The sequence below is a fragment of the Gordonia sp. NPDC003425 genome (assembly GCF_053588635.1).
In genome coordinates this window covers 289331-313518 of sequence record NZ_JBSFQI010000001.1, presented here as the reverse complement: position 1 = coordinate 313518, position 24188 = coordinate 289331, and the positions used below count along the sequence as shown (strand labels likewise).

The window sequence follows — 24188 nt, the reverse complement described above, 5'->3', positions numbered from 1 at the left end:
CGTCGTCAGAGGACGACGATGCCCTCTCCGATGCCGGCGCCACGCAGGTCGCGGTACCACCGTTCCACCGGGTGCTCCTTGGTGAAGCCGTGGCCGCCGAGCAGTTGGACGCCGTCGAGGCCGATCTGCAGGCCCTTGTCGATGGTCAGCTTGCGGGCCAGCGCCGCCTCCCGGGCGAATGACAGGCCCTGCTCGGCCCGCGACGCACCGCGCAGCGTGACCAGACGGATGCCGTCGATTTCGGTGGCCATGGTGGCGACCATGAAGGCGACGCCCTGGCGGTTGGAGATCGGCTCGCCGAACGCCTCGCGCTCGTTGACGTAGGGGATCACGTAGTCGAGCACGGCCTTGCCGGTGCCGGCGGCCAGCGCCGACCAGCCCAGTCGCGACAGGCGCACCACGTCGCGGTAGGCGGCGAACGCGGCCTCACCGGCCTCGCCGGTGTCGCTGCCGAGCAGCGAGGACGCCGGTACGGCGACATCCTGCAGCAGCAGGCGGCCCATCCCGGCGGCGCGTACACCCATGCCCGGATCGGCCTCGACGATCAGGCCCTTGGAATCGGATTCGACGATGAACAGTGCCGGACGACCGTCGAGCTGTGCGCCGACGATGAACAGTTCCGACGATCCGGCGGCCGGCACGAACGACTTCACGCCGTTCAGGCGATAGCCGCTGGGCACCCGGGTTGCCTTGGTCTGCAACGAGAATGCATCGAACAGTGCGCGCGGCTCGGCGATGACGACCGCCGACTGCGGCACATCCTCGCCGGCGAAATCGGGGAGGTAGGTCTTCTGTTGGGCGTCGCTGCCGAAGTTGGTGAGGGTGGTGGCCACACCGCTCGGTGCCAGCAGCGGCAGTGCCAGTCCCATGTCGCCGTAGGCCATCGCCTCGGCGACGAGCGCATTGGTCACCACACCGCGCTCGGACGCCGCGCCCTCGAACTCCTCGGGAACGTTGATCATCGTGATGCCGAGTTCGGTCGAGCGCGTGAGGATGTCGGCGGGTGCGGCGGCGTTGGCGTCCGCGTCGTAGGCGGCCGGACGCAGGATCTCCTCGGCGAATTCCTTCACCGTCTCGGCGATCATCTGCTGTTCGTCGTCGGGGGTGAGGTCGAAGTAGTCCTTGGGCGTGGTGGTCAGCCGCTTGGCGCTGCCCCCGCCTCCCTGCACCGTCTTGAACGCGCGGTTGGCGGCGCCGAGGGTCTGGAAACCGGTCTTGGTGCCCTGGTAAGCGATGCGGTTGAGCGGTTCGCGGATCTTGTACTTCTCGGCGAAGTCGGAGCCGGTCACCGTGGTCAGAACTCGCATCGCGGTGCCGATCGCACTGCGCTTGTGCGGGTTCTTGCCGACGGCGGAGGTGTCACGGGGTTCGGTGTGAGTCGTCATTGGTCACCATTTCTCGGGCGGGCGGGGCGTTCGAGCGTTATCTTACTCGTCAGTAAGAAGACACCTTACTACTCGGTAAGAACATTGTCACGCAGTTGGTCGATGCCGGTGGCGACGACGCGGCGATAGTCTTGTCCGGTGACCACCGAACAGGGCGCCGACCGCGTGACGGGAACGACTGTGTCGCCGTACTCGGCGCCGCCCGCATCCCCGGCTGCGGCATCGCGCGTGGGTGCCGGCCTGGTCGTGGCGGGGGGCGTCGCGGCGCTCGCCGCGGCGTGCATCATCACCCCCTACGGCGCCGACCACGGGCCCGAACTGTGTCCGTTCCGGGTGGCGACGGGACTGCCGTGTCCCGGATGCGGTCTCACCCGGAGCTGGGTGAATCTGATGCACGGCGACGTGGGGCGGGCATTCGCATTCAACCTGTTCGGCCCGATCACGTTGGCGGTCACGGTGATCGCCGTCGGACTTGCCGGCTGGACGCTCGTGAAGGGTCGGGGAGCGGTGCGGCGGTGGGCGACACCTGCCCTCACCCGGGTGGTGATCGCGTTGGTCGCGGTCTGGATCATCTACGGCGTGGCCCGTGGCGTGGACGCCGGATTCGGTTGGGGCCTGTTTCCCCGGGTTGCCTGAACCGGTCGAGGTGGCGTGACCGTCGGCACCTGGCGAGGGTGCCGTGCCGGTGCCACAGTGGGGACATGCAGATCACCCACTTCGGTCATTCCTGCGTACTCGTCGAACTCGAGGGTTCGCGCATCCTGTTCGACCCGGGGAACTTCTCCCACGGATTCGAGGGCGTCGGCGATCTCGACGCCATCCTGATCACCCACCAGCATCCCGACCACTGCGACGTCGCGCGGCTGCCGGACCTGATCGCCGCCAACCCGCAGGCGATCCGCTACGCCGACCCGCAGACCGCGGCGCAACTCAACGCCGACGACGTCGCCGGCGAGTGGACCGCCGCCCTCGCCGGTCAGCAGGTGGAGATCGGGGCGGTGACCGCGCGATTCACCGGAGGCCGCCACGCGGTGATCCATCCCGAGATCCCGGTGGTCGACAACGTGGCCTACGTCCTGAACACGGCGGCCGAGCAGGGCCGCTTCATGCATCCCGGCGACTCTTTCTACATCCCGTTCGAGAAGATCGACGTCCTGGCACTGCCGTCGGCGGCTCCGTGGATGAAGCTCAGCGAGTCCGTCGACTACCTACGCGCGATGGCGCCACGGGTGGCGGTGCCCATCCATCAGGCCATCCTGTCCGACGCCGGAACCGGCATCCACTATGGGCGGTTGGCGGACATGAAGGCCGCGGGCACCGAGTTCACCGTCCTCGACACGGAGACGGCCGCCGAGGTCTGAGGGCGGGGCGCCTCAGGCCGGGGGTGCGAAAAACTCCAGCGCGATGTTGTCGGGGTCGCGGAAGGAAATGCCCGAACCGTAGTGGGCGCGCTTGACGCCTGAGTGCTTGACACCGAGCTCGTCGAGACGCGTGAGCCAACCGTCGAGTTCGTCACGACCCACGGCGAAGGCGATGTGGTCGAGGCCGGTGCGGTGCTCGTCGAACGATCCGCTCGCGGCGGCACCGTGGTGGGTGTGCAGACCGAACAGCGCCCCGCCGCCCAGTGCGAACACGGTGTGGTGGAACGTGCCTGACTCCTCATCCTCGTCGAGGACGGGTTCGGCGTCGAACAGGCGCGCGTACCACTCGGTACTCGCGGGCAAATCGGTCACGGTGATGGCGACATGAGTCAACCCTGGGAACTCCGGCATGGCGAGTACTCCTGACGTGCTGAGGTACCGCGGACACTAGGCCGACCCGCTGCACGGCGGACCCGGGTCTGCGATCACACTGGCCAATCCGCCAGGCACGATCTGTCCCGCCGGTCACCGGTCACCCTGGCCGACCGGAGGGCTCTGTGGTCGCGAGGGCGGCCCGCACCTCGTCGTGCAACAGGCCGTTCGTGGCGATCGCGCTGCCGCCGCCGGGGCCGGGACTCCCGTCCAGGGCGGTGAACCGGCCCCCCGCCTCCCGGACCAGGATGTCCAGCGGCGCGAGGTCCCACAGCGACACCTCCGGCTCGGCGGTGATGTCCACCGCCCCTTCGGCGACGAGGCAGTAGTTGAAGAAGTCGCCGTAGCCGCGCACCCGCCACACCCGGTCGGTGAGGTCGATGAACCGTTCGCGCAGTCCGCGGTCGGCCCAGCCCGACAGGCTGGAGAACGCCAGACTCGACGACGCGAGGTCGGCAACGCGCGACACCGTGATCCGCCTCGGCTCACCGCCGTCGAAGCAGGCGTGGGCGCCGTGATCGCGGGCAGCCCACCAGCGTCGGCGCAGCGCGGGCGCCGACACCACGCCCACCTCGGGAACACCGTCGATGAGCAGCGCGATGAGTGTGGCCCAGACCGGCACGCCGCGGACGAAGTTCTTGGTGCCGTCGATCGGGTCGACGACCCACTGCCGGCCGGTCATCGTCGCGTCGCCGCCGAACTCCTCACCGAGCACCTCGTCGCCCGGCCGGTCGGCGGCCAGCCGCTCACGGATCAGGCGTTCACATGCCAGATCGGCGTCGGACACCGGCGTCAGATCCGGCTTCTCGCTCACGTCGAGGTCGAGGGCTCCGAAGCGCCTCATGGTGAGGTCGTCGGCGGATTCGGCGAGTGACAGGGCGAGGTCGAGGTCGCGGGCGAGGTCGGTGGGGAACACGTCGTCAGCCTATCGGCTCGTGTTTACGCGACGAAGATCCATCAAAGTGGATGTTTCAGTCCGGTTAATAGGGCACTAGCACAGATAATTTCCAAGAAGCAGCGGTACAAAGTAAGAAGTGAGAGTTTCCCTACCACTTGATTGACCCGATTCACGAGGAGGTAGCGATGATGGTCACCGCGACCACCCCCGTCCCCGAACGGTCACGCGATCCACACGCACCGCTCGACGCGATTGAGCAGCCCGAGCGTCCGCTGCGTCGCGACGCCGCGGCCAACCGCGAGCGAGTCCTGGCCGCCGCGGTGGCGATGTTCGCCCGCCAAGGCCGCGAGGTGTCGATGGCCGCCATCGCCGAGGCCGCCGGCGTCGGTGTGGGCACCCTCTATCGTCGATACCCGACCCGCGATGCGCTGCTCAGCGCACTCACCGAACGCTCATTCGAGCTGGCGCTACGCGCAATCCAGGAGGCCGACGATCCTGCGGTGCCGGCCATCGCGGCGCTCGGCCGGTTCTTCGAGACGACGGTCGAGCATCGTCACGAATTGCTGCTTCCGCTGCACGGCGGACCGACGGGGCTCAGTGAACACGCCCGATCCACGCAGCGCGCCATCCGCGACGCCGTCGACGCGGTGCTCGACCGAGGCCGACGCGAACTCACGGTCCGCGACGACGTGACCGCCGTCGACATCATCACCTTCGGAGCCCTTCTCGCGCATACTCTTTCGGCCGGTGATGTGCTGTCGGGGCACTTGCGACGCCAAGCGGCGATCTACCTCGCCGGCCTGGCTCCCGCACCTGAGCGCCTGGCGGAGGTCGGCGCGTGAACGCGGATACAGCACTCGTCGTGGGAGCATCCGGATCGGCCGCCGGTCACGTCGTCACGTCGCTTGCCGGCGCCGGTGTCCGGGTGCGCGGACTGGTGCGCGACGCAGGACGCGCCGACCTCGCACGGACACGCGGCGCCACCGAGATCGCCGTGGGCGACCTGACCGACCCGGACAGTCTTCGGGCAGCTCTCGACGGAGTGGACGCGGTGTTCTACATCGCGCCGGCGTTCATCGACGACGAAGCCGACCTCGGCGTCCGGATGGTGGACCTGGCCACATCCGCGGGCGTCGGCCGGTTCGTGTTCTCGTCGGTGATCCATCCGACACTCGATCTGGTGAACCATTCGGCCAAGGCTCCGGTCGAACGCGCCCTCTACGACTCGGGCATGGAGTACGTCGTGTTCCAGCCCGCGCTCTTCTTCCAGAATCTGACCGCCGGGTTTCCCCGGGCGGCCGCGACCGGGGTGTTCGCCGAACCCTGGTCGGTCACGACGCGGTTCTCGCGGATCGACTATCGCGACATTGCCGACGCGGTGGCGCTCGCGATGACCGGCGACCGCCTCCTCGGAGGCACCTACGAGATGGCCACCGACGGCCAATTGGACCGCAACGACCTCGCTGACCTGATGAGTCGGGCGAGTGGCCGTGCGATTCGCGCCGAACGCCTCGATCCCGACGACCTACCCGACGTGTCGCCGCCGATGCGCGCTATGTTCGCCCACTACGACACCGCCGGACTGATCAGCACTGCGGTCACCGCGACGGCGGTCCTCGAACGGGCTCCGCGAACGCTCTCCGCCTTCTTCACCGAACTGTCGACCTCAACGAACGGACGCTGGCCATGACCGAGTCACTCGCGATACCCGCCGACGATCCGCGGCGTGAACTGACCGTCGTCGATGCGGACGCCCCTGCGGCCGGCTGGATCTCGTTGGCCGGCGACACGTACACGATGCTGATCACCGGACGGGAGACTGCTGGGAAGTACTGCCTGATCGACATGCAGATCCCCGATGGTGGCGGCCCCCCGCCGCATCGCCACGATTTCGAGGAGATGTTCACCGTCGTGTCCGGTGCGATCGACTTCACTTTTCGCGGTGCCACCACCACCGTTCGCGCGGGATCTACCGTCAACATCCCGGCCAACGCCCCGCACAACTTCCACAATTCGTCGGGCGCTCCTGCGCGCATGCTGTGCATGTGCGCTCCGGCCGGCCAAGACGAGTTCTTCCTCAGGGTGGGCGATCGCGTGGACGGGCCGTCGGCACCCCCGCCGGAACTCTCCGACGACGAGATCGCCGAACGCGGGCAGCGTTCGGCGCGGTTGGCGGTCGAGTACCGCACCGAGTTCGTCGGCTGAAACACCAGGTCGCGCGCACCGGCGTCGACCGAAATGCCGGTCACACCCCGGTAGGGTGGGGCGCATGTGGATGACCGTGACCTTCACCGTGCTGCTCGCCGTCCTCGCTGTCGCCATGATCATGCAGTTCCGCGGCCGCCGAATCGGCGGCATGAAGGGCAGCGGAGCCGGCTACGCGCAGGGCACCCTGACGGTCACCGGGGTGTCCGAACGCCCGGAACCCGACAGCAAGGGCCAGGCATTCTGCACCGTGTCGGGCACCATCGTCGGCCCGGGCACCAACCCGACCGAGGTGTACGGGCAGCTGGTCCTCGACGACGGGCAGCCGTGGCCGCAGATCGGTTCGGATCAGCCGGTGGTGTACAAGCCGGGCAAGGCGAGTACCACCTGGCAGTTCGGGCAGCTACCACCGCCACCGGTGGCCGAGCCGCCCGCGACACCCCCGCCCCCCGCCGCCTGACCGCCGCTGACGTCGCCAGGACGCGTCGCTCGGCGCCGGCGTCGAGTCGGTACCCTGGTAAACCGTGCATCCCGACGTGACAACCGATCTCGAATCGCTCGACGCAACCCTGACGACTGTCGAAAAAGTCCTCGACATCGACGACTTGCGGCGACGGATCGACGAGCTCGAGATGCAGGCGTCGGATCCCGATCTGTGGAACGACCAGGAACACGCCCAGAAGGTGACCAGCGACCTCTCGCACGCGCAGGCGGAGCTGCGCCGCGTCACCGAACTGCGCCAACGCCTCGACGACATGCCGGTGCACTACGAGCTCGCCGAGTCGGAGGAGGGGGAGGCCCGCACCGCGGCCCTCGCCGACGCGGACGCCGAGCGTGCGTCGCTGCGTGCCGACATCCAGGCGGTCGAGGTCAAGACGATGCTCGCCGGCGAGTACGACCAGCGCGACGCGCTGGTGAATATCCGGTCGGGCGCCGGAGGTGTGGATGCCGCCGACTGGGCGCAGATGCTGATGCGGATGTATGTCCGCTGGGCGGAGAAGCACGGCTACGGCGTTGAGGTCTACGACACCTCCTACGCCGAGGAGGCGGGTCTCAAGTCGGCGACCTTCGCGGTCAAGTCGCCCTACATGTACGGCACCTTGTCGGTGGAGCAGGGCACCCACCGCCTGGTGCGGATCAGCCCGTTCGACAACCAGAGTCGCCGACAGACCTCCTTCGCCGAGGTCGAGATCCTGCCCGTGGTGGAGACCACCGACCACATCGACATCGATGAGAACGACGTCAAGGTCGACGTCTACCGGTCGTCGGGTCCGGGCGGGCAGTCGGTGAACACCACCGACTCGGCCGTGCGGCTGACCCACCTGCCCACCGGCATCGTGGTGACATGTCAGAACGAGAAGAGTCAGCTGCAGAACAAGGCGTCGGCGATGCGGGTGCTGCAGGCCAAACTGCTCGAACGCAAGCGGCAGGAAGAGCGTGCCGAACTCGACGCACTCAAGGGCGACGGTGGCTCCAGCTGGGGTAATCAGATGCGCTCATACGTGCTGCACCCCTACCAGATGGTGAAGGATCTGCGGACCAACGTGGAGAACAACAATCCCGCCGCCGTCCTCGACGGCGATCTCGACGCATTCATCGAGGCAGGAATCAGGTGGCGGATGGCCGATGCAGACGCATGAGCTGATACTCGCTGCCAACCAGGCGGCCACGCGGCAGCTCATCGCGCGCGTCTACGTGTGGCTGGCCACCACCGGCCTGGAGATCCTCGTCTGGATTCTGGGTGCCATCCTGGTCGCCCGGTTCATCCGATGGGCGGCGGACAAGTACGTCAAACGGCTCGAGTCGCAGTTCGACAACAGTGATCTCATCGTGCAGACCGAGGACGCCAAGCATCGGCGCGCCTTGGTCGACGTCGTCTCGTGGGCGTTGATCGTCGCCGTGGTCGTGGTGGTGATCATTCACATCCTCGTCGTTTTCGGGGTTCCCATCTCGGGACTCACCGGGCCCGGCGCGGTGGTCGGCGCCGCCCTGGGTTTCGGTGCCCAGCGCGTTGTGCAGGACATCCTGGCCGGGTTCTTCGTCGTCGCCGAGAAACAGTACGGCTACGGTGACGTGGTCAAGCTGAACGTCACGGGCGGTGGGTCTGCCGAGGGCACCGTCGAGGACGTCTCGCTGCGGATGACCCAGCTACGCACCAGCGAGGGCGAGGTGATCACGGTGCCCAACGGACAGATCATCACGGCCACCAACCTGTCCAAGGACTGGGCGCGCGCGGTTGTCGACGTGCCGATTCCCGCCGACGCCGACATCAGCGTGGCCAACGACGTGCTCGACGATGTGGGTCGCGACTTCTTCCGGAGTCCACGCTGGCACGACATACTGCTCGACGCGCCTTCCTCGCTCGGCGTGATCAGCCTCGAACTCGATTCGGTGGTGGTCCGGATGGTTGCGCGGACGCTGCCCGGCAAACAATTCGAGGTGAGTCGCGCGCTGCGGGTGAAGATCGTGCAAGGGCTCATCGCCGCGGGAATCACTGTCACACCGGGCCGCGACGTCGAGGCGGCCAGCGGACCGCCCGCGGCGTTCGTCGGAGAGAAGGACGCATCGGGGAAGGACGGTGACCAATGATGGCCGACGACCCGTCGACACCCGCGGCGGACCAGTCCGAGGACGACCGCGAATCCTCGCACGCCTCCGAGGGCGGTTCGAAACGCCGCATCCGCCGACCGCAGGACTGGGGACACATCCCCCGCACGCGCATCCGGACGAGCACGGCGCTGGTGACCGTGCTCTTCGTCGTGTCGGTGATCCTCTACGGGTACTCGTCGCAGCGGTACGGGGTGGTCAGCCCCGCTCCGGAGCCGGTGCGCAGGCCCACCACCGCGACATACTCGCCCACTCCGTCACTGTCGCCCACCTCGGTGGAGTCCGTGTCGCCGACAGAGTCGGTGGCACCCACCGGCGAGAACGACTACACGCAACCCGGCGGTCAAGAGCAGTCGCCATCACCGAACACCGTCCCCGGATTGCCCGGCGTCACGGTTCCGCGGTTGGGCACAACGCAGCAGCAGACGCAGACCACGCCGCCGGTGCCGACTCCCTGACCAGCGGCATGGTGGCAAGCCGCGGCACGGCGGGGTGAACACCTGAACGGATCTCTCAGACGTCCTGGCTACACTCTGTTCTCGTGATCAAGCTGGAAAACGTGACGATGAAGTACAAGGCGTCGAGTCGCCCAGCTCTTCGTGACCTCACACTCGAGGTGGACAAGGGTGAATTCGCGTTCCTCATCGGGCCGTCGGGTTCGGGCAAGTCCACGTTCTTCCGTCTGCTGCTCAAGGAAGACCGCCCGACCGGCGGCGAGGTGTATGTCGGCGACTTCCATGTGAACCGGCTCCGCGCCCGGATGGTGCCGAAGCTACGGCAGTCCATCGGGTGTGTCTTCCAGGACTTCCGCCTGCTGCAGCAGAAATCGGTCGCCGACAATGTGGCCTTCGCCCTTGAGGTGATCGGCAAATCGCCGTCGACCATCCGCAAGCTCGTCCCGGAGGTGCTCGACTACGTGGGCCTCGAGGGCAAGCAGGACCGTATGCCCAACGAGTTGTCCGGTGGTGAGATGCAACGCGTCGCCATCGCGCGGGCCATTGTCAATCGCCCGCTCGTGCTGCTGGCCGACGAACCGACCGGCAACCTCGACCCGGAGACCAGCGAGGAGATCGTCGACGTGCTCGACCGGGTGAACCGTCGCGGCACCACCGTCGTGATGGCCACCCACGATCGCCACATCGTCGACGCCATGCGACGTCGCGTCCTCGAATTCGACAACGGCACGCTGGTGCGCAACGACGCCCAGGGTGTGTACGGCATCGGCTGACCACCAGGGGGCGCACGGCCGGCACCTGATGTCTGGGCGGCCGCGCACTCCCGGGCTTTCGGCAACGCGTACCGCCCCACCGACCACTAAGGACGTGTAGAAGCAGCATGCGAGCGAACTTCATCATCAGCGAGGTCCTCAACGGACTTCGTCGCAACGTGACGATGACCGTCGCGATGATCCTCACCACGGCGATCACGCTGGGCATGTTCGGCGGCGGTCTGCTCGTGATCCAGATGGCGGACAAGAGCCAGAAGATCTTCCTCGACCGGGTGGAGATGCAGTTCTACATCAACGACGCGGTGACCGCGGCCGATCCCGACTGCCAGAAGGCGCCGTGCTCGGTGCTGCGCGCCGAGTTGGAGAAGCAGCCCGGCGTCGGCTCGGTGACCTACCTGAGCAAAGAGGACGCCTACAAGGCGGCCAAGGCGGCCTTTGAGCAAAGCGCACCGGAGATCGCCGACATGATCTCTCCGGACGCCAATCCGGCATCGTTGAAGGTGCGGATGAGCGATCCCGCGGAGTTCGGCGCCGTGCTCGACAAGTTCGCCGACCGCAAGGACCTCGGCGTCGATGGTGTGCTCGACCAACGCGAGTTGGTCAAACGGATCTTCAGTGTGCTCGACGGAGTTCGCAACGCGGCATTCGCCGTGGCGGCGGTGCTCGCGATCGCGGCCATCCTGCTCATCGTCAACACCGTGCAGGTGGCCGCGTTCACGCGGCGGACCGAGGTGTCGATCATGCGATTGGTGGGCGCGACGCGCTGGTACACGCAGTTGCCGTTCCTGCTCGAGGCGGTGGTCGCGGCCTTCATCGGCTCGCTGCTGGCGATCGGCGGATTATTCGCGGCCAAGGTGTTGTTCTTCGACAATGCGCTGCGTGATCTGTACGGCGTGAACATTTTGGCGAGGATCACCACCGCGGATGTGCTGTTCGTGTCGCCATGGCTGATCCTCGCCGGAATTGTGTTGGCCGGGGCCACCGCGTATGTCACGCTGCGTGTCTACGTTCGCGAGTGAAACCACTGCGAGTGACGACCATCGATCCACGAGGAGGTGACGGATGCCCAAGGAGAAGGGCCGCAATGTGATCGCGACCAACCGCAAGGCGCGGCACAACTACGCCATTCTTGACACCTACGAGGCCGGTATCGCACTCCTCGGCACTGAGGTCAAGAGCCTGCGCGAGGGCAAGGCGTCGCTGGTGGATGCGTTTGCCACGATCGACGACGGCGAGATCTGGCTGCGCGCGCTGCACATCGCCGAGTACGGCAGCGGGTCGTGGACCAACCACAGCCCGCGCCGCAACCGTAAGTTGCTGCTGCACCGCCGTGAGATCGACAATCTGATCGGCAAGATCCGGGACGGGAACCTCACCCTGGTCCCGTTGTCGATGTACTTCAACGACGGCAAGGTCAAGGTGGAGCTGGCGCTGGCGCGCGGTAAGCAGGCCCACGACAAGCGGCAGGACATCGCCCGACGCACCGCGCAGCGCGAGGTGGCCCGCGAGGTCGGCCGCCGGGTGAAGGGCATGTGATCGGATCGTTCGATCACCGTCCGGGCAACTCTGCGCACGCTGAGCGCCGACGTTGTGTGCCGACGGTGGTGTGCGTGCTCTCGGTGCTGATCGCCGTGGTCTCGATCGCCGTGGTCTCGGCGTGTACGCCGACCCCGGCGGGCCGCCTCGGCGGCGACGCACCCGCGATCCCTGGGCTGGCCGCGACCCCACCGATGGGCTGGAACAGCTGGAACGCCTTTGGCTGCGGCATCACCGAGCAAATCATTCGGCGCCAAGCCGACGCACTCGTGTCCACCGGGCTGCGTGACGCGGGCTACCGCTACGTGGTGGTCGACGACTGCTGGGCCGCGCCCCAACGATCCTCCGACGGGCGCCTGGTCGCCGACCCGGTTCGCTTCCCGTCGGGAATGGCCGCGCTCGGTGCGTATCTGCACAGTCGCGGCTTGCTCTTCGGTCTCTACTCCGGTGCCCGGGACAAGACGTGCACCCAGTACCAGGGCACCTATCCGGGCGCCACCGGCAGCGGCGGTCACGAACGCGTGGACGCGCAGACATTCGCCGGGTGGGGAGTCGACTTCCTGAAGTACGACTGGTGTTCGGCGGACGGCGACCACGACGTCCAGTTGTCGGCGTTCACCGCCATGCGAGATGCGTTGCGCGCCACGGGCCGTCGCATGGTGTACGCGATCAACCCCAACAGCGGGGTGGCCGGTGCCCCACCCGGGGCCGCCTACGACTGGGGTGGCGTGGCGACGATGACCCGCATCACCAACGACGTGAGTCCCGTGTGGTCGGCGGACAACGGACCGTCGGGGTATCAGGGCATCGTGAACATCGTCGACGCCGCCGCGCCGCTGACATCGCGGGTGCGGCCCGGTTCGTTCCTCGATCCCGACATGCTGGTCGTCGGCGTGGGATCGGCGTTGACCACGGCGCAGCAACGCACCCAGATGTCGATGTGGGCGATGATGGCCGCGCCGCTGATGGCCGGAAACGACCTCACCGCGATGTCGCCGCAGACCCTGGCGGTGCTGCGCAACACGGCGATGCTGGCCATCGACCAGGACCAGCGGGTCAGCGCGGGAGCGCGGGTCGACGACGATCCCGAGATCTGGGCGCGTGCCATCGGGAACAAGGGACTCGTGATCTCGATGACCAACCGGGGCGACCATCCGCGCACCCTGTCGGTGTCCCTGTCGAGCGTCGGTCTGGTGGGAGATGCCTCGGTGACCGGCGTCGACGCGTGGACCGGTGCGAGCCACCGCGCCGATCGCGGCGAGTTGTCGGTGCCCGTCGGTGTGGGCGATACGGTGCTGCTGCAGATCCGCTGAGTCACTGCAGATCCGCCGGCGGCCGCCTGCTGTCGCCCGCAACGGGATGATCCCACCGACGAACTTTGTTACACTGGAGTGCTCGCCCGATGAGGGCGGGTACCATCTCGGGGCTGATCGGTTTCGACTACGTGCGTCGAGGTGGGGGAAGCGTGTCGGTGCAGGCCAGAGACCACCGTATAAGCGTCGCGGCAACCAATTAAGCGCCGATAAGAATCAGCGCGACTACGCACTCGCTGCCTGACAGCGACTGCGTGTCTGTCGGCCCGGGTCTTGCTCCCATACCCGGTGCCGGCATCATCTCAGGGAGCTCACCGTCCGCTCCGGTCGCGGGAGCGGGCGGGACATCTCACAGCGACTGGGATCGTCATCTCGGCTTGTTCGCGTGACCGGGAGATCCGAGTAGAGGCATAGCGGACTGCACACGGAGAAGCCCTACCGAAGCGACGGAGGACCCGGGTTCAATTCCCGGCAGCTCCACACAGGCGCCCCACTTGTTCACGCAGGTGGGGCGCCTTTTTTGCATTCAGGACTCGGGTACAACTCGGAGCGTGGGCACATTTTGGGCACGGTTCGCCGCGCGCCACGCTTCGCCCATCCGGTCGGCGATTTGGTCGAGGTCGTCATCGAACAGATGCCCGTACAGGTCGAGCGTCATGGTCGCGGTCTTGTGCCCAAGCTGACGCTGCACGGTCTTGACGTGGGCGCCGGACCGAATCATCAGGGATGCGGCGGTGTGGCGGAGCGCGTGGGCGGTGACGCGCGGGAAGTCGGACGGGATCGGCTGGCCGTCGTCGTCGGTGGGATGCGCGAGACGGTCCACTGCCTTGCTGAACCAGTGCGTTGTCGTGGGCGGGCGCAGCGGCGTGCCGTCCGGCCGGGACCACACCAGGGCGTCGCGGTCGGTCGTGTTGGCGGCGGGCGCCCGGAGCAGATCGGCGACCTCACGCGGGACCGCGACCGTGCGGCGCTCCCATGTCTTCGTGGCACCGATCACTGACTGACTGTTCACCTTGGACGCCGACCGGGTGATGTGGATGCGGCCACGGTCCAGATCGAGGTCGCGCGGCCGGAGTGCGGCCATTTCTCCCCATCGGAGACCGGAGTAGGCGAGCAACATGATGATCTCGGGGTATTGGCTCACTTCGTCGGCGAGCTGGTGGACCTGTTCGTGAGTCAGATACTCGTGGTCGGTGTGCTCACGTTTGGGGAGCTTCACGCCGCGCGCCGGGTTGGCCGGGATGCGTCGGTCTTCGACTGCCACGTCGAGGATCGCGGCGAGCGTGCCGTGTATGTCGGCGATGGTGGACGGCGCGCGGTCGAGGGTGCCGATCCAGTCTTTGACTTCGCCGCGTTCGATGCTCGACACCTTGCGGGCGCCCCACACGGGCGCGACGTGGACGCGCCAGAGCGATTCTTGGCGGACGCGCCACGACTCTTTGGTGTGGGCTTGGCGGGCGAGCCATGAGGTCGCGAGGTCGGCGACGGTGACGCGTCCCTTCGACGGCGCGATGTAGGCGTTTTCGAGCTTGTCGTGTTCGACCTTGGTCGCGTAGGCGTTCGCGGCTGCCTTCGTGGGGAAGCCGCGTTTCTTCGTCTGGTCGCCGTTGGGTTGGCGGTAGCGGACCATGTAGCGGCGTCCCTTGACGGTGGTGTAGCTCTCGACGGTTGCCATGCGGTGAGGGTAACGCGTGTGGCCGATATGCCGCGTTCGGTCCGCTTTTAGCGTCCTGGACACCCGTTGCTGAGAATCGTGAATAGGGCAGCGGCGCAACGCTTCCCGAACATGTCTAGTTGACACACCCGGAGGTGTACGCATGGCAAATGACGGTGACTACCGATCAATCACTCTCAATGGCCGCGAGTATCTGCCAGAGCTGGCGGCGCAACGCTACGCCGGGCGCGGAAGAACCACGCTGTTCGAGTGGCGGCGGTCCGGGTACGTCGATGCGCGGCTGATGCGGCTGTCGAGTGGCCGCAGCCGTTGGTACTACCGGAAGTCCACCCTGCGGATCGCGGCGCGGGCGGCGGCGAAGTCGAAGCGCGACCAGTTGCACGTTCCGGGTCCGGGCCGTGGCCGGATCGGTGAGCGGTCACCGGAGGTTCTGGCGGATGCCCGGAAGCGGGCCGAGGAACGCCGCGAGCGGAAGGCGGCGACGCGGCCGAGGACACTCGACGTGTTGGCCTGACTCCGAATGCGGGGCCGAGAACCGGCACCACACATGCCCGTATTCGTCGCGGGGCGAGAATCTGAGCGACTTTCGGGCGTCCTTGGTCCACTGACACCGGAGAAGGGGGTTTAGGCGCTCTGAGACGCGACACGAGGGTAATACGGACATATCCACACGTCACAGAGGGTAACTAAGCCAGTTTACGCCGTTCGTCTGTCGATCGCAACGGTGAGCCGGGGCCGCAACGCAACTCACGGCGAGACTCACCGCTGTCGATGCCATGACGGACAGCGACCACCTACGGGCCGGGACGATCCGCTGCGGCCCGGTCCCTCGCGTGTACGCGTATACGCGCGGGCGCACACGCCCGCCGTCCCCCGTAGGGGGACGGGTTTTGAGAGATAGGGGTTGAGTTTCTTTAGGAGGGGGGTGTGGGGGGAACCCTTTCTTTGATTGGGGAAAGAGAACTTTTGCGGCGTGAGGGCTCGCGGAGGACTCAGTGAGTGATGTGTGCCGGGTCACAATGTGCTGTGACCTGCGGATACTCGGCGATTCGGTCGAATGTCCCCCAGGGACTACCCAGGGGACTACCGCCGGGACTCCCACGGGGACTACCCGCCGAGTCGCAACGAAAACGCCGTGACCTGCGGTGATTGTGAACTGTCACGCCGTGACTCACGCGTGACTCCGACCGTGACTCAGGGCAACGTCACACCGTGACTTACGGTGCCGGTCGGCTCGAAAACGCCTCGACCTGCGGAGCTTCGGAAATGTTCGCCCGAACACTCCGCGAACTTCGCTAGCACTTCGCTAGCACTTCGCCAGCACTTCGCTAGGAAACTCGTTGCGCCCGTTGTGGAACGAAAAACCGTGCCGGACAGCACCCGAATAGATTCACCAACGTAGCGGGCCGAACGCGCCGGGCAACGCCTGGCCGAACTTGCCCCAACTCCTCTCGTTGTCCCGGCCAACCCAACAGGTCGGCGCGCCCGGACCCGCACACCAACCACACCCCACCGGAGGCGATCACCCATGCCCGAAACACGTTGGCTCACAGAGCCGCAAGCGTGCCAGTACACCGGCCGATCCATCCACACGCTTCGACTCTGGCGACGCAACCGAGATGTGCCCTACTCGAAGCAGGACGGGCGCACCGTCTACCCGATCGACGGACTCGACGCCTGCCTCACCGAACAGCGACGCCGCTACGACGCCCGCAAATGCGGACGGCCGCGCAAGGCCGCGAATGCCTGACCGGATCGAAGTCCGCTACCGGCAGAAGAACCGGCAGGGCGGCACCGGACCACGCCGACACCGATTCCAGTTCTGGGTCCACGACGGCGAGGGCCAACTGATCGCCAAACCACACGTCGGACCGACCGCACTCTACGCGCTGTCCGACCAGATACAGGACTGCATCGACGCGTACGAGCAAGCGCGACAACGCAACACGGAAGGGGACACGTGACCACGCTCCGCGCAATCGTCGCAGACACACCCGAAGTCATCGCGCGACTACGCGCAGCACTCAGCGAGATACACGCCCGACCAGCAACCGACGACGACACACCGGCAGTCGTGAAGGGCCGACCACGCCCACCGTGCGACCTTGACCAGCTCGACATGGCCGACGCCGAAGCCGCGCACCTGGTCGCATGGGCCGAACAACTCGCGCACGCCCGGATCGCCGGAACGTGGCGACGCGGACCGCGAGTCCTCGGCATCCGGGACGACAACCTGCGGCCGGTCCTGATCGCCGTGGAAGTCATCACCGACCAGCTCGACGCCGGTTGGCACGACAACCAATTCGAGCAGCAGACCCGCGCGCTACGACGCCGGACCACCAACCGATTCCCGTGGCTCGACTTCGACGCTGACACGCCGATCGAGCTGGCCGCAATCTGAAGGGCGACACGATGACTCACCACCCGACCGCGCACGTGACCCGGATCAAGCCGGTCACGGGGCGCCCGGACCTCGTGGCCGTCCGGGTCCGTTGCCCGCACTGCGGCGACAAACACACACACCGGGGCTACGCCGACCAGAAGGCCACCGGCGACTACGGGCACCGCGCCGCGCACTGCGGCACCGGACGCGGCTACCTCGTGCGCGACCGACCACGCGGCGACCTCGGGCAACTGTTCACCTGGCCACCACGGAAGGACTGACCAATGGCGACTCAGCAGAACCACAACCTGAAGGCGATCGAGCAGGCCGCGCACCGCAACCGACGCGACAGCATCACCGACCGGCAGCAGCAACGCCAGCAGGACCGCGCCCGACTACTCGCACGCCAAACCGTCGCGTCGGTCTACCAGGTCAACCCGATACAGCTCGGCGACCTCGACAAGAGCAACTACGCCAACAGCAGGGAAGCGCGGCAAGCGTTCGTTCGTGATTCCTTGGGGCCGTTGCTATCTCAGATGCAATCAGTGTTCAACCGCGCGCTGCGGCCGTGGCTGAAGGCCGACGAGTACGTCGAGCTGAACACACAGGCGAAGCTGGCCGGATCGTACGAGGAACAGGCCGCTGTCCTCACGTCGAGTGTGGGCGGACCGTACCTGACGGTGAACGAGGCACGCGCACGGCTGAACCTACCGGCCGTCGAAGGCGGCGAACAGGTGTTGTCCCCGATGAATATGCAAGGGACGCAACAGGATCGAGAGAGTGAGGCGGTGGGCGATGCCGTCAAGTAAGCAGAGCACCGACCCGAACGTGAAGACAGACGGACTCGCTGAGGGCGAGTTCATCGGGTACGCGAGTGTGTGGGACGTGGTGGATTCGGCCGGGGACGCCGTGCAGCGTGGCGCGTTCACCAAGTCGCTGACCGACTGGGCGCAGCGGGGCGACGCGATCCCAGTCTACTGGTCCCACAACGTCGCCGATCCTGACTATTGCGTCGGGCATGTGCTGTCGGCGGTCGAGGACGATCACGGGCTGAAGGTTCACGCCCGGATCGACCAGGAGTCGCCGAAGGGCCGTCAGGTGTACCGGATGCTGCGTGATCGGCGCGTTGGGCAAATGTCGTTCATGTACGACACTGTGGATTCTGAACGCAAGCAGGATCACACGGTTTTGAAAGAACTTGCGTTGCATGAGGTTTCAGTGGTTCAGCTCGGCGCTAATCGGGCGACCAGTATCGAGCAGGTCAAGGGCCGTCAGGCCGAACAACAGGTGAAGGTGGGCACTATGCCGGATTTGAAGACGATGAAAGAACAGCGCGACGAGGCCGCGACCAAGGCGCAGCAGATCGCCGGGAACGCCAAGGCCGAGGGCGTCGAGCTGACGGCGGAGCAGGCAACCGAGGTCAAGGGTCTGCTCGATGAGGTCGCCGACTTCGACCAGAAAATTCAGTCGCGGCAGGAGTCGGCCGACCTGATCGCTGCGGCCGACGCGCTGTCGGTGAGTGAGCCGACTCCGCCCGCACAGGCTGGCGGCAAGGCCGGAGGCCGCGCACGCGGCAAGCTGCGGCTCGACTTCGGTACCAAGTCGGCGCGCGTGATCGCCGACAAGATCGCCGGGCCGGGCGGGATCAAGGCACCGCTGGCCGCTGGTGTCGCACCGACCGCAACACAGTTGGTGTCCGAGAAGCCGATCGAGCTGGATCGGCAGCCGACTGCGCTGCTCGATGCTCTGCGTGTCGTTCAGCATCCGTCCGAGGTGTTCGAGTACCGGCGCCAGACTTCGCGCACCAACAACGCTGCGGCGTGGCTGCCGGGCAGCGGCGCCAAGCCGGAATCCGACATGGAAGCCGACGCGGTGTCGAACCGTCTCGAAGTCATGGCGAATATGACGCCGGGCCTCAACAAGTACGACTTGCTTTCGGGCGAGGTCGAGGACTGGGTGCGTGAGGAACTGCTCTGGGGCCTGTATCGGGCGATCGAGCAGGAAGTCATCTCGGGGTCGGGTACCCGGCCGTCGATCACCGGCATTCTCAACGTGCCCGGTATCCAGTCGCAGGACTACGACGCGGCCGGACTCGTGACCACAACCCGGCGTGCGCTGACCAAGCTCGACAAGGCGATCGGCCGTCAGGGTGTCGGCATGTGGGTGCTGTCGCCGGAGGACTGGGCCGAACTTGAGTTGTTCCGCAATGAGTCGGGCAACTTCGATCTGGCGCACACGGCGGGGAACCGTGCGGATCGGATGCTGTGGGGCCGTCCGGTCACCGTGTCGGATGCTCTGCCGGACGGCAAGGGTCTGCTGATGGACCCGGAGGCCGTGGTGCTTGATACCCACGCGCGCGGCGTCGATGTGGAGTGGACGCAGACTCACGCGGACGACTTCGCCAACAACCAGGTTCGTCTGCGTGTCGAGGGGCTGTTCTCGTGCTCGGTGTTGCGGCCGACTCGGATTGTGGAGGTTGCGACCGCTGCGGAGTGACCCGCGAAAACGAGAGGCGCCCCGTCCTGACTCTGTGTGAGCCGGGGCGGGGCGCTTTCGTGCGTTGGGGGGTCTGGGGCTACCCGTCGAGTTTGTCGGCGGCAGTGCGCAGAGCGTCGGCGAGCGTGCGCGCTTCAGCGGCCGTCAGGTCGGCGAATGCGGCACCCACGGTCCCGGTGAGGGCGAGGGTCCGTGAGTCGAGTTTCATGGTGACGCCTTCGGCCGGTTCGAAGCCGTCTGCGGCGCGTTGGGCGTCGCGTTAGGCGGTCACGGATACGTGGTCGGTGGGGTCGTGGCGCAGTTCGCCGGTCGCCGGGTCGCGGTAGTGCTCGATTCCGGTCTGGGCGGGTAGTGCGAGTACGGGTACGTCGAGGTCGGGCGAGGTCATGGGTTCCCTTCGTCGTGTGGTGTGTTTGTCGTGCGTCACGACCTTAGCATCCCGGAGTTTCTCGAAAACTGTTGCACTACATGACTTTACGCCCGTTTGGGTGTCATGTCGCGGATTGGCGAAGCGTGGGCACATTTTGGGCACGCATGAAGTAGATAGGTGTTGCCACGTGTTGGCAGAATCCGGGAAAATACCAGGCCAGAGCGGGTGACTTGACAGATAGCCAGGCAATATGCAAGTACCCGAAGCGGGTTCAATTCCCGGCAGCTCCACGAAGTGCCCCCACTTGCTCACGCAGGTGGGGGCACTCTTCTTAGGTACTGCCACCTCAGTGGATATGGTGCCCGAACGTACAGAATGGGCGTCTGTCGGGCACCCGAAGTGCACCAGTGCACGTCGGGTTCGCTATAGCCGCCCATTGTGTACGAACGCCCATTGTGTACGAACGCCCATTGTGTACGAACTCAGAGACAGACAACGGGTGAGCCAAGCCGCCAGCAGACGTCAGGGCTCGATGCGCTGTGCCACCAGGAACTCGGCGATTCGCGTCGCGCCTTCGAGCGTCACGTCGTAGGTGTCGGCGAGGACGCTGACCCGGATGCGGGGCAGGTGGACAAAGGTGTGCGGCATATTCTGCGGCTGCACCGCGATGCCGCCGATCGCGGTGAGCCGATCGGTCTCCATCACGAGGTAATAGGGCGTGTCGCCGTCATAGATTCGCTCCATCGCGACGCGGTCGATTCCCGCGGTCCCGACCTCGTAGTGATCGGTGGCCACCGACACCGATCTGAACGGCGACGTACCCGACGTCGCGCCAGAATGTTCAGCCTCCATGGGAGGGTCGGCGCCCGCCGGAACGTATGCCGTCCACGCGTAGTCATGCCCGTGGGTCGCTACCCAATGGCAAGCCGGAACCTCGTCCTCGGCGCCGGGGTAGGGCGGTGGCGGGGGCAGCAGCTTCATTCCGGCGATCAGGTCGGCGCAGATCTCTCCGATCACCTCACACGACAGCAGCTGTACTCCGCCCCGATAGTCGGTCACGTCGGTGTCCCGGTGGCGACGTCGAGTTCGGCGCCAACGAAGTCCAGCGCCGCCGACTGCCACAGCCGGATGTGGTCGAGCATCGCGTGGCCACCGCCGGGCACGGGGATGAAGGTGGCGTCGAGGCCACGGCCCCGTAGCTCGGCGATCCCTTTCTGCGTCCGGGCGGCGGACGTCATCGTGTCCGCATCACCGTGGACGGCCACCACCCGCACCCCGTCCCGGATGAATCGCCAGTCGGCGTACTGCCACCACGGCGCCAACGCCAGCACGCCGACCACCCGTTCATCGGCGGCCAACAGTGCGCTGGCGCGGCCACCCATCGAATGCCCGATGACGACCACCGGAACACCCGGGTGCTTCCCGGTGATCGCGTCGAGCGCCGACCACGCGTACGGCATCGGGCTGGCCTGACCGCCGTTCCACCCGTAGACGCGATAGCGCACCTGATGTACCGCCACCGCGCGTCGGTAGCGAGCCCGGATCGACCAGGTAAACGGGTACATACGCAGCGCCGAGCCCTGCCACGGGCGAAACGGCCGGTAGCTGCTGTCGGCACCCCCGGGCAGCACGAGGACGTTGAGCCTGGGTTCGGATCGCACGGACTCCACCGTATCGGTGGCCGCGGTGTTCCCGACGCCACACCGCGGGTCGCCGTCGGCCCCCGTTTTGGTCCGACGCCGACTCGGGATTTCGGGCAGAATCGCTTGTATGGCTCACCCGCGCGCCGGCACGCCGGCTTTGCCCGAGGACCTCATCGATGTGGCCGAGGTGGAGAAGGCCTATTACGACCTCGTGCCCGACCCCGACGACCCGGCCCAGCAAGTGGTTTTCGGCACCTCCGGTCACCGCGGGTCGAGTCTGGACACCGCGTTCAACGAGGCCCACATCCTGGCCACCACCCAGGCGATCGTGGAATACCGCACCGGGGCGGGCATCACCGGGCCGTTGTTCATCGGATTCGACACCCACGAATTGTCGATACCCGCGTGGCGCAGCGCCGTCGAGGTTCTCGCCGCCAACGAGGTGACGGTGTACACCGCCGAGAGCGATTCGTTCACACCCACACCCGCCGTCAGTCGCGCCATCCTCGCGTTCAACGCCGACAACCCCGGTGTGCTCTCCGACGGGATCGTCGTCACGCCGTCACACAACCCGCCGCGCGACGGTGGATTCAAATACAACCCGCCGAGCGGTGGACCCGCCGACACCGACATCACCTCCTGGGTCGCCAAGCGCGCCAACGATCTCCTGAGAACGAAACTGGTTGGTGTCAAACGCATTCCGTTCGATCGGGCGCGGCACAGTGAATTCGTCGAGGAGTATTCGTTCATCAACAACTACATCGACGGGCTCGCCGGGGTGGTCGACATGGCGGCTATCCGATCGGCGGGTATCCGGATCGGCGCCGACCCGCTCGGTGGTGCGTCGGTCGGATACTGGGCGGGCATCGGATTCCGCTACAACCTCGATCACCTCACCGTGGTCAACCCGACCGTCGACCCCACGTTCTCGTTCATGACGCTCGACACCGACGGCAAGATCCGGATGGACTGCAGTTCACCGAATGCGATGGCGTCGCTGATCTCCGCGCGCGACTCCTACGACATCGCGACCGGCAACGACGCCGACTCCGACCGGCACGGCATCGTGACACCCGACGGTGGCCTGATGAACCCGAATCACTATCTCGCGGTGGCCATCGACTATCTGTTCACCCATCGCTCGGGGTGGTCGGCCGACGCCGCGGTGGGCAAGACGCTGGTGAGTTCGTCACTCATCGATCGGGTGGTGGCCGGCATCGGTCGTCGCCTCGTCGAGGTTCCCGTCGGATTCAAGTGGTTCGTCAACGGCCTGCTCGACGGCAGCATCGCCTTCGGCGGCGAGGAGAGTGCCGGAGCCTCGTTCCTCACCTTCACCGGCACCCCGTGGTCGACCGACAAGGACGGGATCATCATGGCGCTGCTGGCTTCGGAGATCCTGGCCGCGACGGGCAAGACACCGTCGCAGCGTTACCGCGAACTCGCCGACGAGTACGGCGAATCCGCCTATGCGCGTATCGACGCGCCCGCCAACCGGGAGCAGAAGGCAGTACTCGCCAAACTCTCCGCCGACCAGATCAGCGCCACCGAACTCGCCGGGGAACCCATCACCGCGGTGATGACGTCGGCGCCGGGGAACGGTGCCGCGATCGGCGGTCTCAAGGTGACCACCGAGAACGCGTGGTTCGCCGCACGACCGTCCGGAACCGAGGACGTGTACAAGATCTACGCAGAGTCCTTCAAGGGCGTCGATCATCTCAAGGAGGTCCAGGTGCAGGCGCAGCAGGTGGTCGATGCTGCCTTGTCCTAGGGCCGTGCTCTCCTAGCGTCGGCCTTTCGCCGCCCGGAGAGCTCCGAGGCCGTGGGCGATCCGTGCGCTAGGCTCGGCCCGACGCCGTCGTCTCCGGACCGGCGTGCCGACCGCGCGAACGACATGGAGGATTCTGGGTGACCGACAGGCGCAAGGGCGGCTCGACGTCGAAGTATCAGCCGCGGGCCACCTCGAGCACCAGCACCTACGTACTCGTCGTCGTGGCAGTCGTGGTTGTCGCCGCGATCGTCGTCGGCGGGGTGTTGTGGAACACGCACCGCGGGCACTCCGGCGGCGGCGTCAACGAGCAGGTGCTGAACTCCAATGCGGCGCTGATCATCGGCGCACCCGGGGCGCCGGTCACGATCGACGTCTTCGAGGACTTCATGTGCCCGGTGTGCAAGGAGTTCGAGCAGCAGTCGGGCAAGGCCGTGGTGACTGCGGTGGATTCGGGAAAGCTGCGGGTTCGCTACCACATGCTCAACTTCCTCAATGATCGTTCGGCGTCGGGGAGTTACTCCAGTCGCGCCGCGGGCGCCCTGCAATGTGTGGGAGCGGGGGAGAACCGTGATGTGTTCTTCCGCTTCCACACCGCATTGTTCGCCCAGCAGCCTCAGGAGGGCGGCGATTCCGACCCGTCCAACGCTGATCTCGCACGTCTCGCGGCACAGCAGGGCGCGAGCGCGGCCACCCAGAAGTGCATCTCGGACGGAGCCAAGGTGGGCGAGGCCGAGCAGGCCGCGAAGGAATCGCAAACCCAGTTGGCCAAGGCCACCGGCGGCCAGGTGGCCACCCCGACGGTGCTGTCGGGCGGTGAACCGGTGTCCAACATCCTCGACGGCACCGCCTGGCTCGACAATTTGCTGAACAAGCCCGCGACATAGATCC

30 protein-coding genes and 1 other RNA gene are annotated in these 24188 nt (G+C 66.6%); 23 read left to right on the top strand and 8 right to left on the bottom strand.

Annotation, left to right across the window (positions count from 1 at the left end):
- Window positions 1–5: 5 nt before the first annotated feature.
- Entirely contained in the window at window positions 6–1385 is a 1380-nt protein-coding gene (locus ACWDTD_RS01600; RefSeq protein WP_449745299.1) for an acyl-CoA dehydrogenase family protein, read from the bottom strand.
- 138 nt (window positions 1386–1523) lie between these two features.
- Between ACWDTD_RS01600 and ACWDTD_RS01595 the strand changes: the two genes are divergently transcribed.
- Together ACWDTD_RS01595 and ACWDTD_RS01590 are read left to right on the top strand one after the other, a co-directional pair.
- Window positions 1524–2021, top strand: coding sequence for a DUF2752 domain-containing protein (locus tag ACWDTD_RS01595; protein WP_449745298.1), 498 nt, complete (start codon window positions 1524–1526; stop codon window positions 2019–2021).
- A gap of 65 nt (window positions 2022–2086) precedes the next feature.
- Window positions 2087–2746 carry an MBL fold metallo-hydrolase gene (locus ACWDTD_RS01590; protein WP_449745297.1) on the top strand — a complete coding sequence of 220 codons (660 nt, stop codon included), beginning with the start codon at window positions 2087–2089 and terminating at the stop codon, window positions 2744–2746.
- A gap of 12 nt (window positions 2747–2758) precedes the next feature.
- On the opposite strand, the gene ACWDTD_RS01585 is transcribed toward ACWDTD_RS01590, so the two are convergent.
- Together ACWDTD_RS01585 and hisN are read right to left on the bottom strand one after the other, a co-directional pair.
- Window positions 2759–3157: a VOC family protein gene (locus ACWDTD_RS01585; RefSeq protein WP_449745296.1), complete on the bottom strand. Its 399-nt coding sequence runs from the start codon at window positions 3155–3157 to the stop codon at window positions 2759–2761.
- A 121-nt stretch (window positions 3158–3278) separates the two neighbouring features.
- A complete protein-coding gene (hisN, locus tag ACWDTD_RS01580; RefSeq protein WP_449745295.1) occupies window positions 3279–4094 on the bottom strand; it encodes a histidinol-phosphatase in 816 nt (271 codons plus the stop codon).
- A 167-nt stretch (window positions 4095–4261) separates the two neighbouring features.
- On the opposite strand from hisN, the gene ACWDTD_RS01575 reads away from it, so the two are divergent.
- The 12 genes from ACWDTD_RS01575 (at window position 4262) to ssrA (ending at window position 13448) form a co-directional block, all read left to right on the top strand.
- Window positions 4262–4918, top strand: coding sequence for a TetR/AcrR family transcriptional regulator (locus tag ACWDTD_RS01575; RefSeq protein ID WP_449745294.1), 657 nt, complete (start codon window positions 4262–4264; stop codon window positions 4916–4918).
- Complete coding sequence (locus ACWDTD_RS01570; protein ID WP_449745293.1) at window positions 4915–5766, top strand: NmrA family NAD(P)-binding protein; 852 nt, start codon at window positions 4915–4917, stop codon at window positions 5764–5766. The genes ACWDTD_RS01575 and ACWDTD_RS01570 overlap by 4 nt, the downstream gene beginning before the upstream one ends.
- On the top strand, window positions 5763–6281 hold the full coding sequence (locus tag ACWDTD_RS01565; protein ID WP_449745292.1) for a cupin domain-containing protein: 519 nt from the start codon (window positions 5763–5765) through the stop codon (window positions 6279–6281). The genes ACWDTD_RS01570 and ACWDTD_RS01565 overlap by 4 nt, the downstream gene beginning before the upstream one ends.
- A 64-nt stretch (window positions 6282–6345) precedes the next feature.
- Window positions 6346–6741, top strand: coding sequence for a hypothetical protein (locus ACWDTD_RS01560; RefSeq protein ID WP_449745291.1), 396 nt, complete (start codon window positions 6346–6348; stop codon window positions 6739–6741).
- Between the two features lie 64 nt (window positions 6742–6805).
- Window positions 6806–7921 carry a peptide chain release factor 2 gene (gene prfB, locus ACWDTD_RS01555; protein ID WP_449745290.1) on the top strand — a complete coding sequence of 372 codons (1116 nt, stop codon included), beginning with the start codon at window positions 6806–6808 and terminating at the stop codon, window positions 7919–7921.
- Window positions 7908–8870, top strand: a complete 963-nt coding sequence (locus tag ACWDTD_RS01550) for a mechanosensitive ion channel family protein (protein WP_449745289.1) — start codon at window positions 7908–7910, stop codon at window positions 8868–8870. Before prfB ends, ACWDTD_RS01550 begins: the two co-directional genes overlap by 14 nt.
- Entirely contained in the window at window positions 8867–9346 is a 480-nt protein-coding gene (locus tag ACWDTD_RS01545; RefSeq protein WP_449745288.1) for a hypothetical protein, read from the top strand. Before ACWDTD_RS01550 ends, ACWDTD_RS01545 begins: the two co-directional genes overlap by 4 nt.
- Before the next feature lie 83 nt (window positions 9347–9429).
- On the top strand, window positions 9430–10116 hold the full coding sequence (gene ftsE / locus ACWDTD_RS01540; protein WP_449745287.1) for a cell division ATP-binding protein FtsE: 687 nt from the start codon (window positions 9430–9432) through the stop codon (window positions 10114–10116).
- Between the two features lie 107 nt (window positions 10117–10223).
- Window positions 10224–11135 carry a permease-like cell division protein FtsX gene (gene ftsX, locus ACWDTD_RS01535; protein ID WP_449745286.1) on the top strand — a complete coding sequence of 304 codons (912 nt, stop codon included), beginning with the start codon at window positions 10224–10226 and terminating at the stop codon, window positions 11133–11135.
- A gap of 43 nt (window positions 11136–11178) precedes the next feature.
- Complete coding sequence (smpB, locus tag ACWDTD_RS01530; RefSeq protein ID WP_449745285.1) at window positions 11179–11652, top strand: SsrA-binding protein SmpB; 474 nt, start codon at window positions 11179–11181, stop codon at window positions 11650–11652.
- 83 nt (window positions 11653–11735) lie between these two features.
- Complete coding sequence (locus tag ACWDTD_RS01525; RefSeq protein WP_449745479.1) at window positions 11736–12965, top strand: glycoside hydrolase family 27 protein; 1230 nt, start codon at window positions 11736–11738, stop codon at window positions 12963–12965.
- A 109-nt stretch (window positions 12966–13074) separates the two neighbouring features.
- Window positions 13075–13448, top strand: a transfer-messenger RNA (tmRNA) gene (gene ssrA / locus ACWDTD_RS01520).
- Window positions 13449–13491: 43 nt separating this feature from the next.
- On the opposite strand, the gene ACWDTD_RS01515 is transcribed toward ssrA, so the two are convergent.
- A complete protein-coding gene (locus tag ACWDTD_RS01515) occupies window positions 13492–14640 on the bottom strand; it encodes a tyrosine-type recombinase/integrase (protein WP_449745284.1) in 1149 nt (382 codons plus the stop codon).
- A 142-nt stretch (window positions 14641–14782) separates the two neighbouring features.
- On the opposite strand from ACWDTD_RS01515, the gene ACWDTD_RS01510 reads away from it, so the two are divergent.
- From ACWDTD_RS01510 to ACWDTD_RS01480, 7 genes are all read left to right on the top strand, one after another.
- A complete protein-coding gene (locus tag ACWDTD_RS01510; protein ID WP_449745283.1) occupies window positions 14783–15154 on the top strand; it encodes a hypothetical protein in 372 nt (123 codons plus the stop codon).
- Between the two features lie 1014 nt (window positions 15155–16168).
- Window positions 16169–16390: a helix-turn-helix domain-containing protein gene (locus ACWDTD_RS01505; RefSeq protein WP_449745282.1), complete on the top strand. Its 222-nt coding sequence runs from the start codon at window positions 16169–16171 to the stop codon at window positions 16388–16390.
- Window positions 16383–16604 carry a hypothetical protein gene (locus tag ACWDTD_RS01500; RefSeq protein WP_449745281.1) on the top strand — a complete coding sequence of 74 codons (222 nt, stop codon included), beginning with the start codon at window positions 16383–16385 and terminating at the stop codon, window positions 16602–16604. The genes ACWDTD_RS01505 and ACWDTD_RS01500 overlap by 8 nt, the downstream gene beginning before the upstream one ends.
- A gap of 155 nt (window positions 16605–16759) precedes the next feature.
- Window positions 16760–17041: a hypothetical protein gene (locus tag ACWDTD_RS01495; RefSeq protein ID WP_449745280.1), complete on the top strand. Its 282-nt coding sequence runs from the start codon at window positions 16760–16762 to the stop codon at window positions 17039–17041.
- Between the two features lie 11 nt (window positions 17042–17052).
- On the top strand, window positions 17053–17304 hold the full coding sequence (locus ACWDTD_RS01490) for a hypothetical protein (RefSeq protein WP_449745279.1): 252 nt from the start codon (window positions 17053–17055) through the stop codon (window positions 17302–17304).
- Between the two features lie 3 nt (window positions 17305–17307).
- Window positions 17308–17832, top strand: a complete 525-nt coding sequence (locus ACWDTD_RS01485) for a phage portal protein (RefSeq protein ID WP_449745278.1) — start codon at window positions 17308–17310, stop codon at window positions 17830–17832.
- Complete coding sequence (locus ACWDTD_RS01480; protein ID WP_449745277.1) at window positions 17819–19519, top strand: HK97 family phage prohead protease; 1701 nt, start codon at window positions 17819–17821, stop codon at window positions 19517–19519. Before ACWDTD_RS01485 ends, ACWDTD_RS01480 begins: the two co-directional genes overlap by 14 nt.
- Window positions 19520–19598: 79 nt before the next feature.
- On the opposite strand, the gene ACWDTD_RS01475 is transcribed toward ACWDTD_RS01480, so the two are convergent.
- From ACWDTD_RS01475 to ACWDTD_RS01460, 4 genes are all read right to left on the bottom strand, one after another.
- Window positions 19599–19727 (bottom strand): hypothetical protein, encoded by a 129-nt coding sequence (locus tag ACWDTD_RS01475; protein WP_449745276.1) that lies wholly within the window; start codon window positions 19725–19727, stop codon window positions 19599–19601.
- Window positions 19728–19778: 51 nt separating this feature from the next.
- Window positions 19779–19907, bottom strand: a complete 129-nt coding sequence (locus ACWDTD_RS01470; protein ID WP_449745275.1) for a hypothetical protein — start codon at window positions 19905–19907, stop codon at window positions 19779–19781.
- A 504-nt stretch (window positions 19908–20411) separates the two neighbouring features.
- Window positions 20412–20948 carry a hypothetical protein gene (locus ACWDTD_RS01465; RefSeq protein WP_449745274.1) on the bottom strand — a complete coding sequence of 179 codons (537 nt, stop codon included), beginning with the start codon at window positions 20946–20948 and terminating at the stop codon, window positions 20412–20414.
- Window positions 20945–21550, bottom strand: a complete 606-nt coding sequence (locus tag ACWDTD_RS01460; protein WP_449745273.1) for an alpha/beta hydrolase — start codon at window positions 21548–21550, stop codon at window positions 20945–20947. The genes ACWDTD_RS01465 and ACWDTD_RS01460 overlap by 4 nt, the downstream gene beginning before the upstream one ends.
- Before the next feature lie 109 nt (window positions 21551–21659).
- Between ACWDTD_RS01460 and pgm the strand changes: the two genes are divergently transcribed.
- Window positions 21660–23300, top strand: a complete 1641-nt coding sequence (pgm, locus tag ACWDTD_RS01455; RefSeq protein ID WP_449745272.1) for a phosphoglucomutase (alpha-D-glucose-1,6-bisphosphate-dependent) — start codon at window positions 21660–21662, stop codon at window positions 23298–23300.
- A gap of 137 nt (window positions 23301–23437) precedes the next feature.
- Complete coding sequence (locus tag ACWDTD_RS01450) at window positions 23438–24184, top strand: DsbA family protein (RefSeq protein WP_449745271.1); 747 nt, start codon at window positions 23438–23440, stop codon at window positions 24182–24184.
- Window positions 24185–24188: the final 4 nt, after the last annotated feature.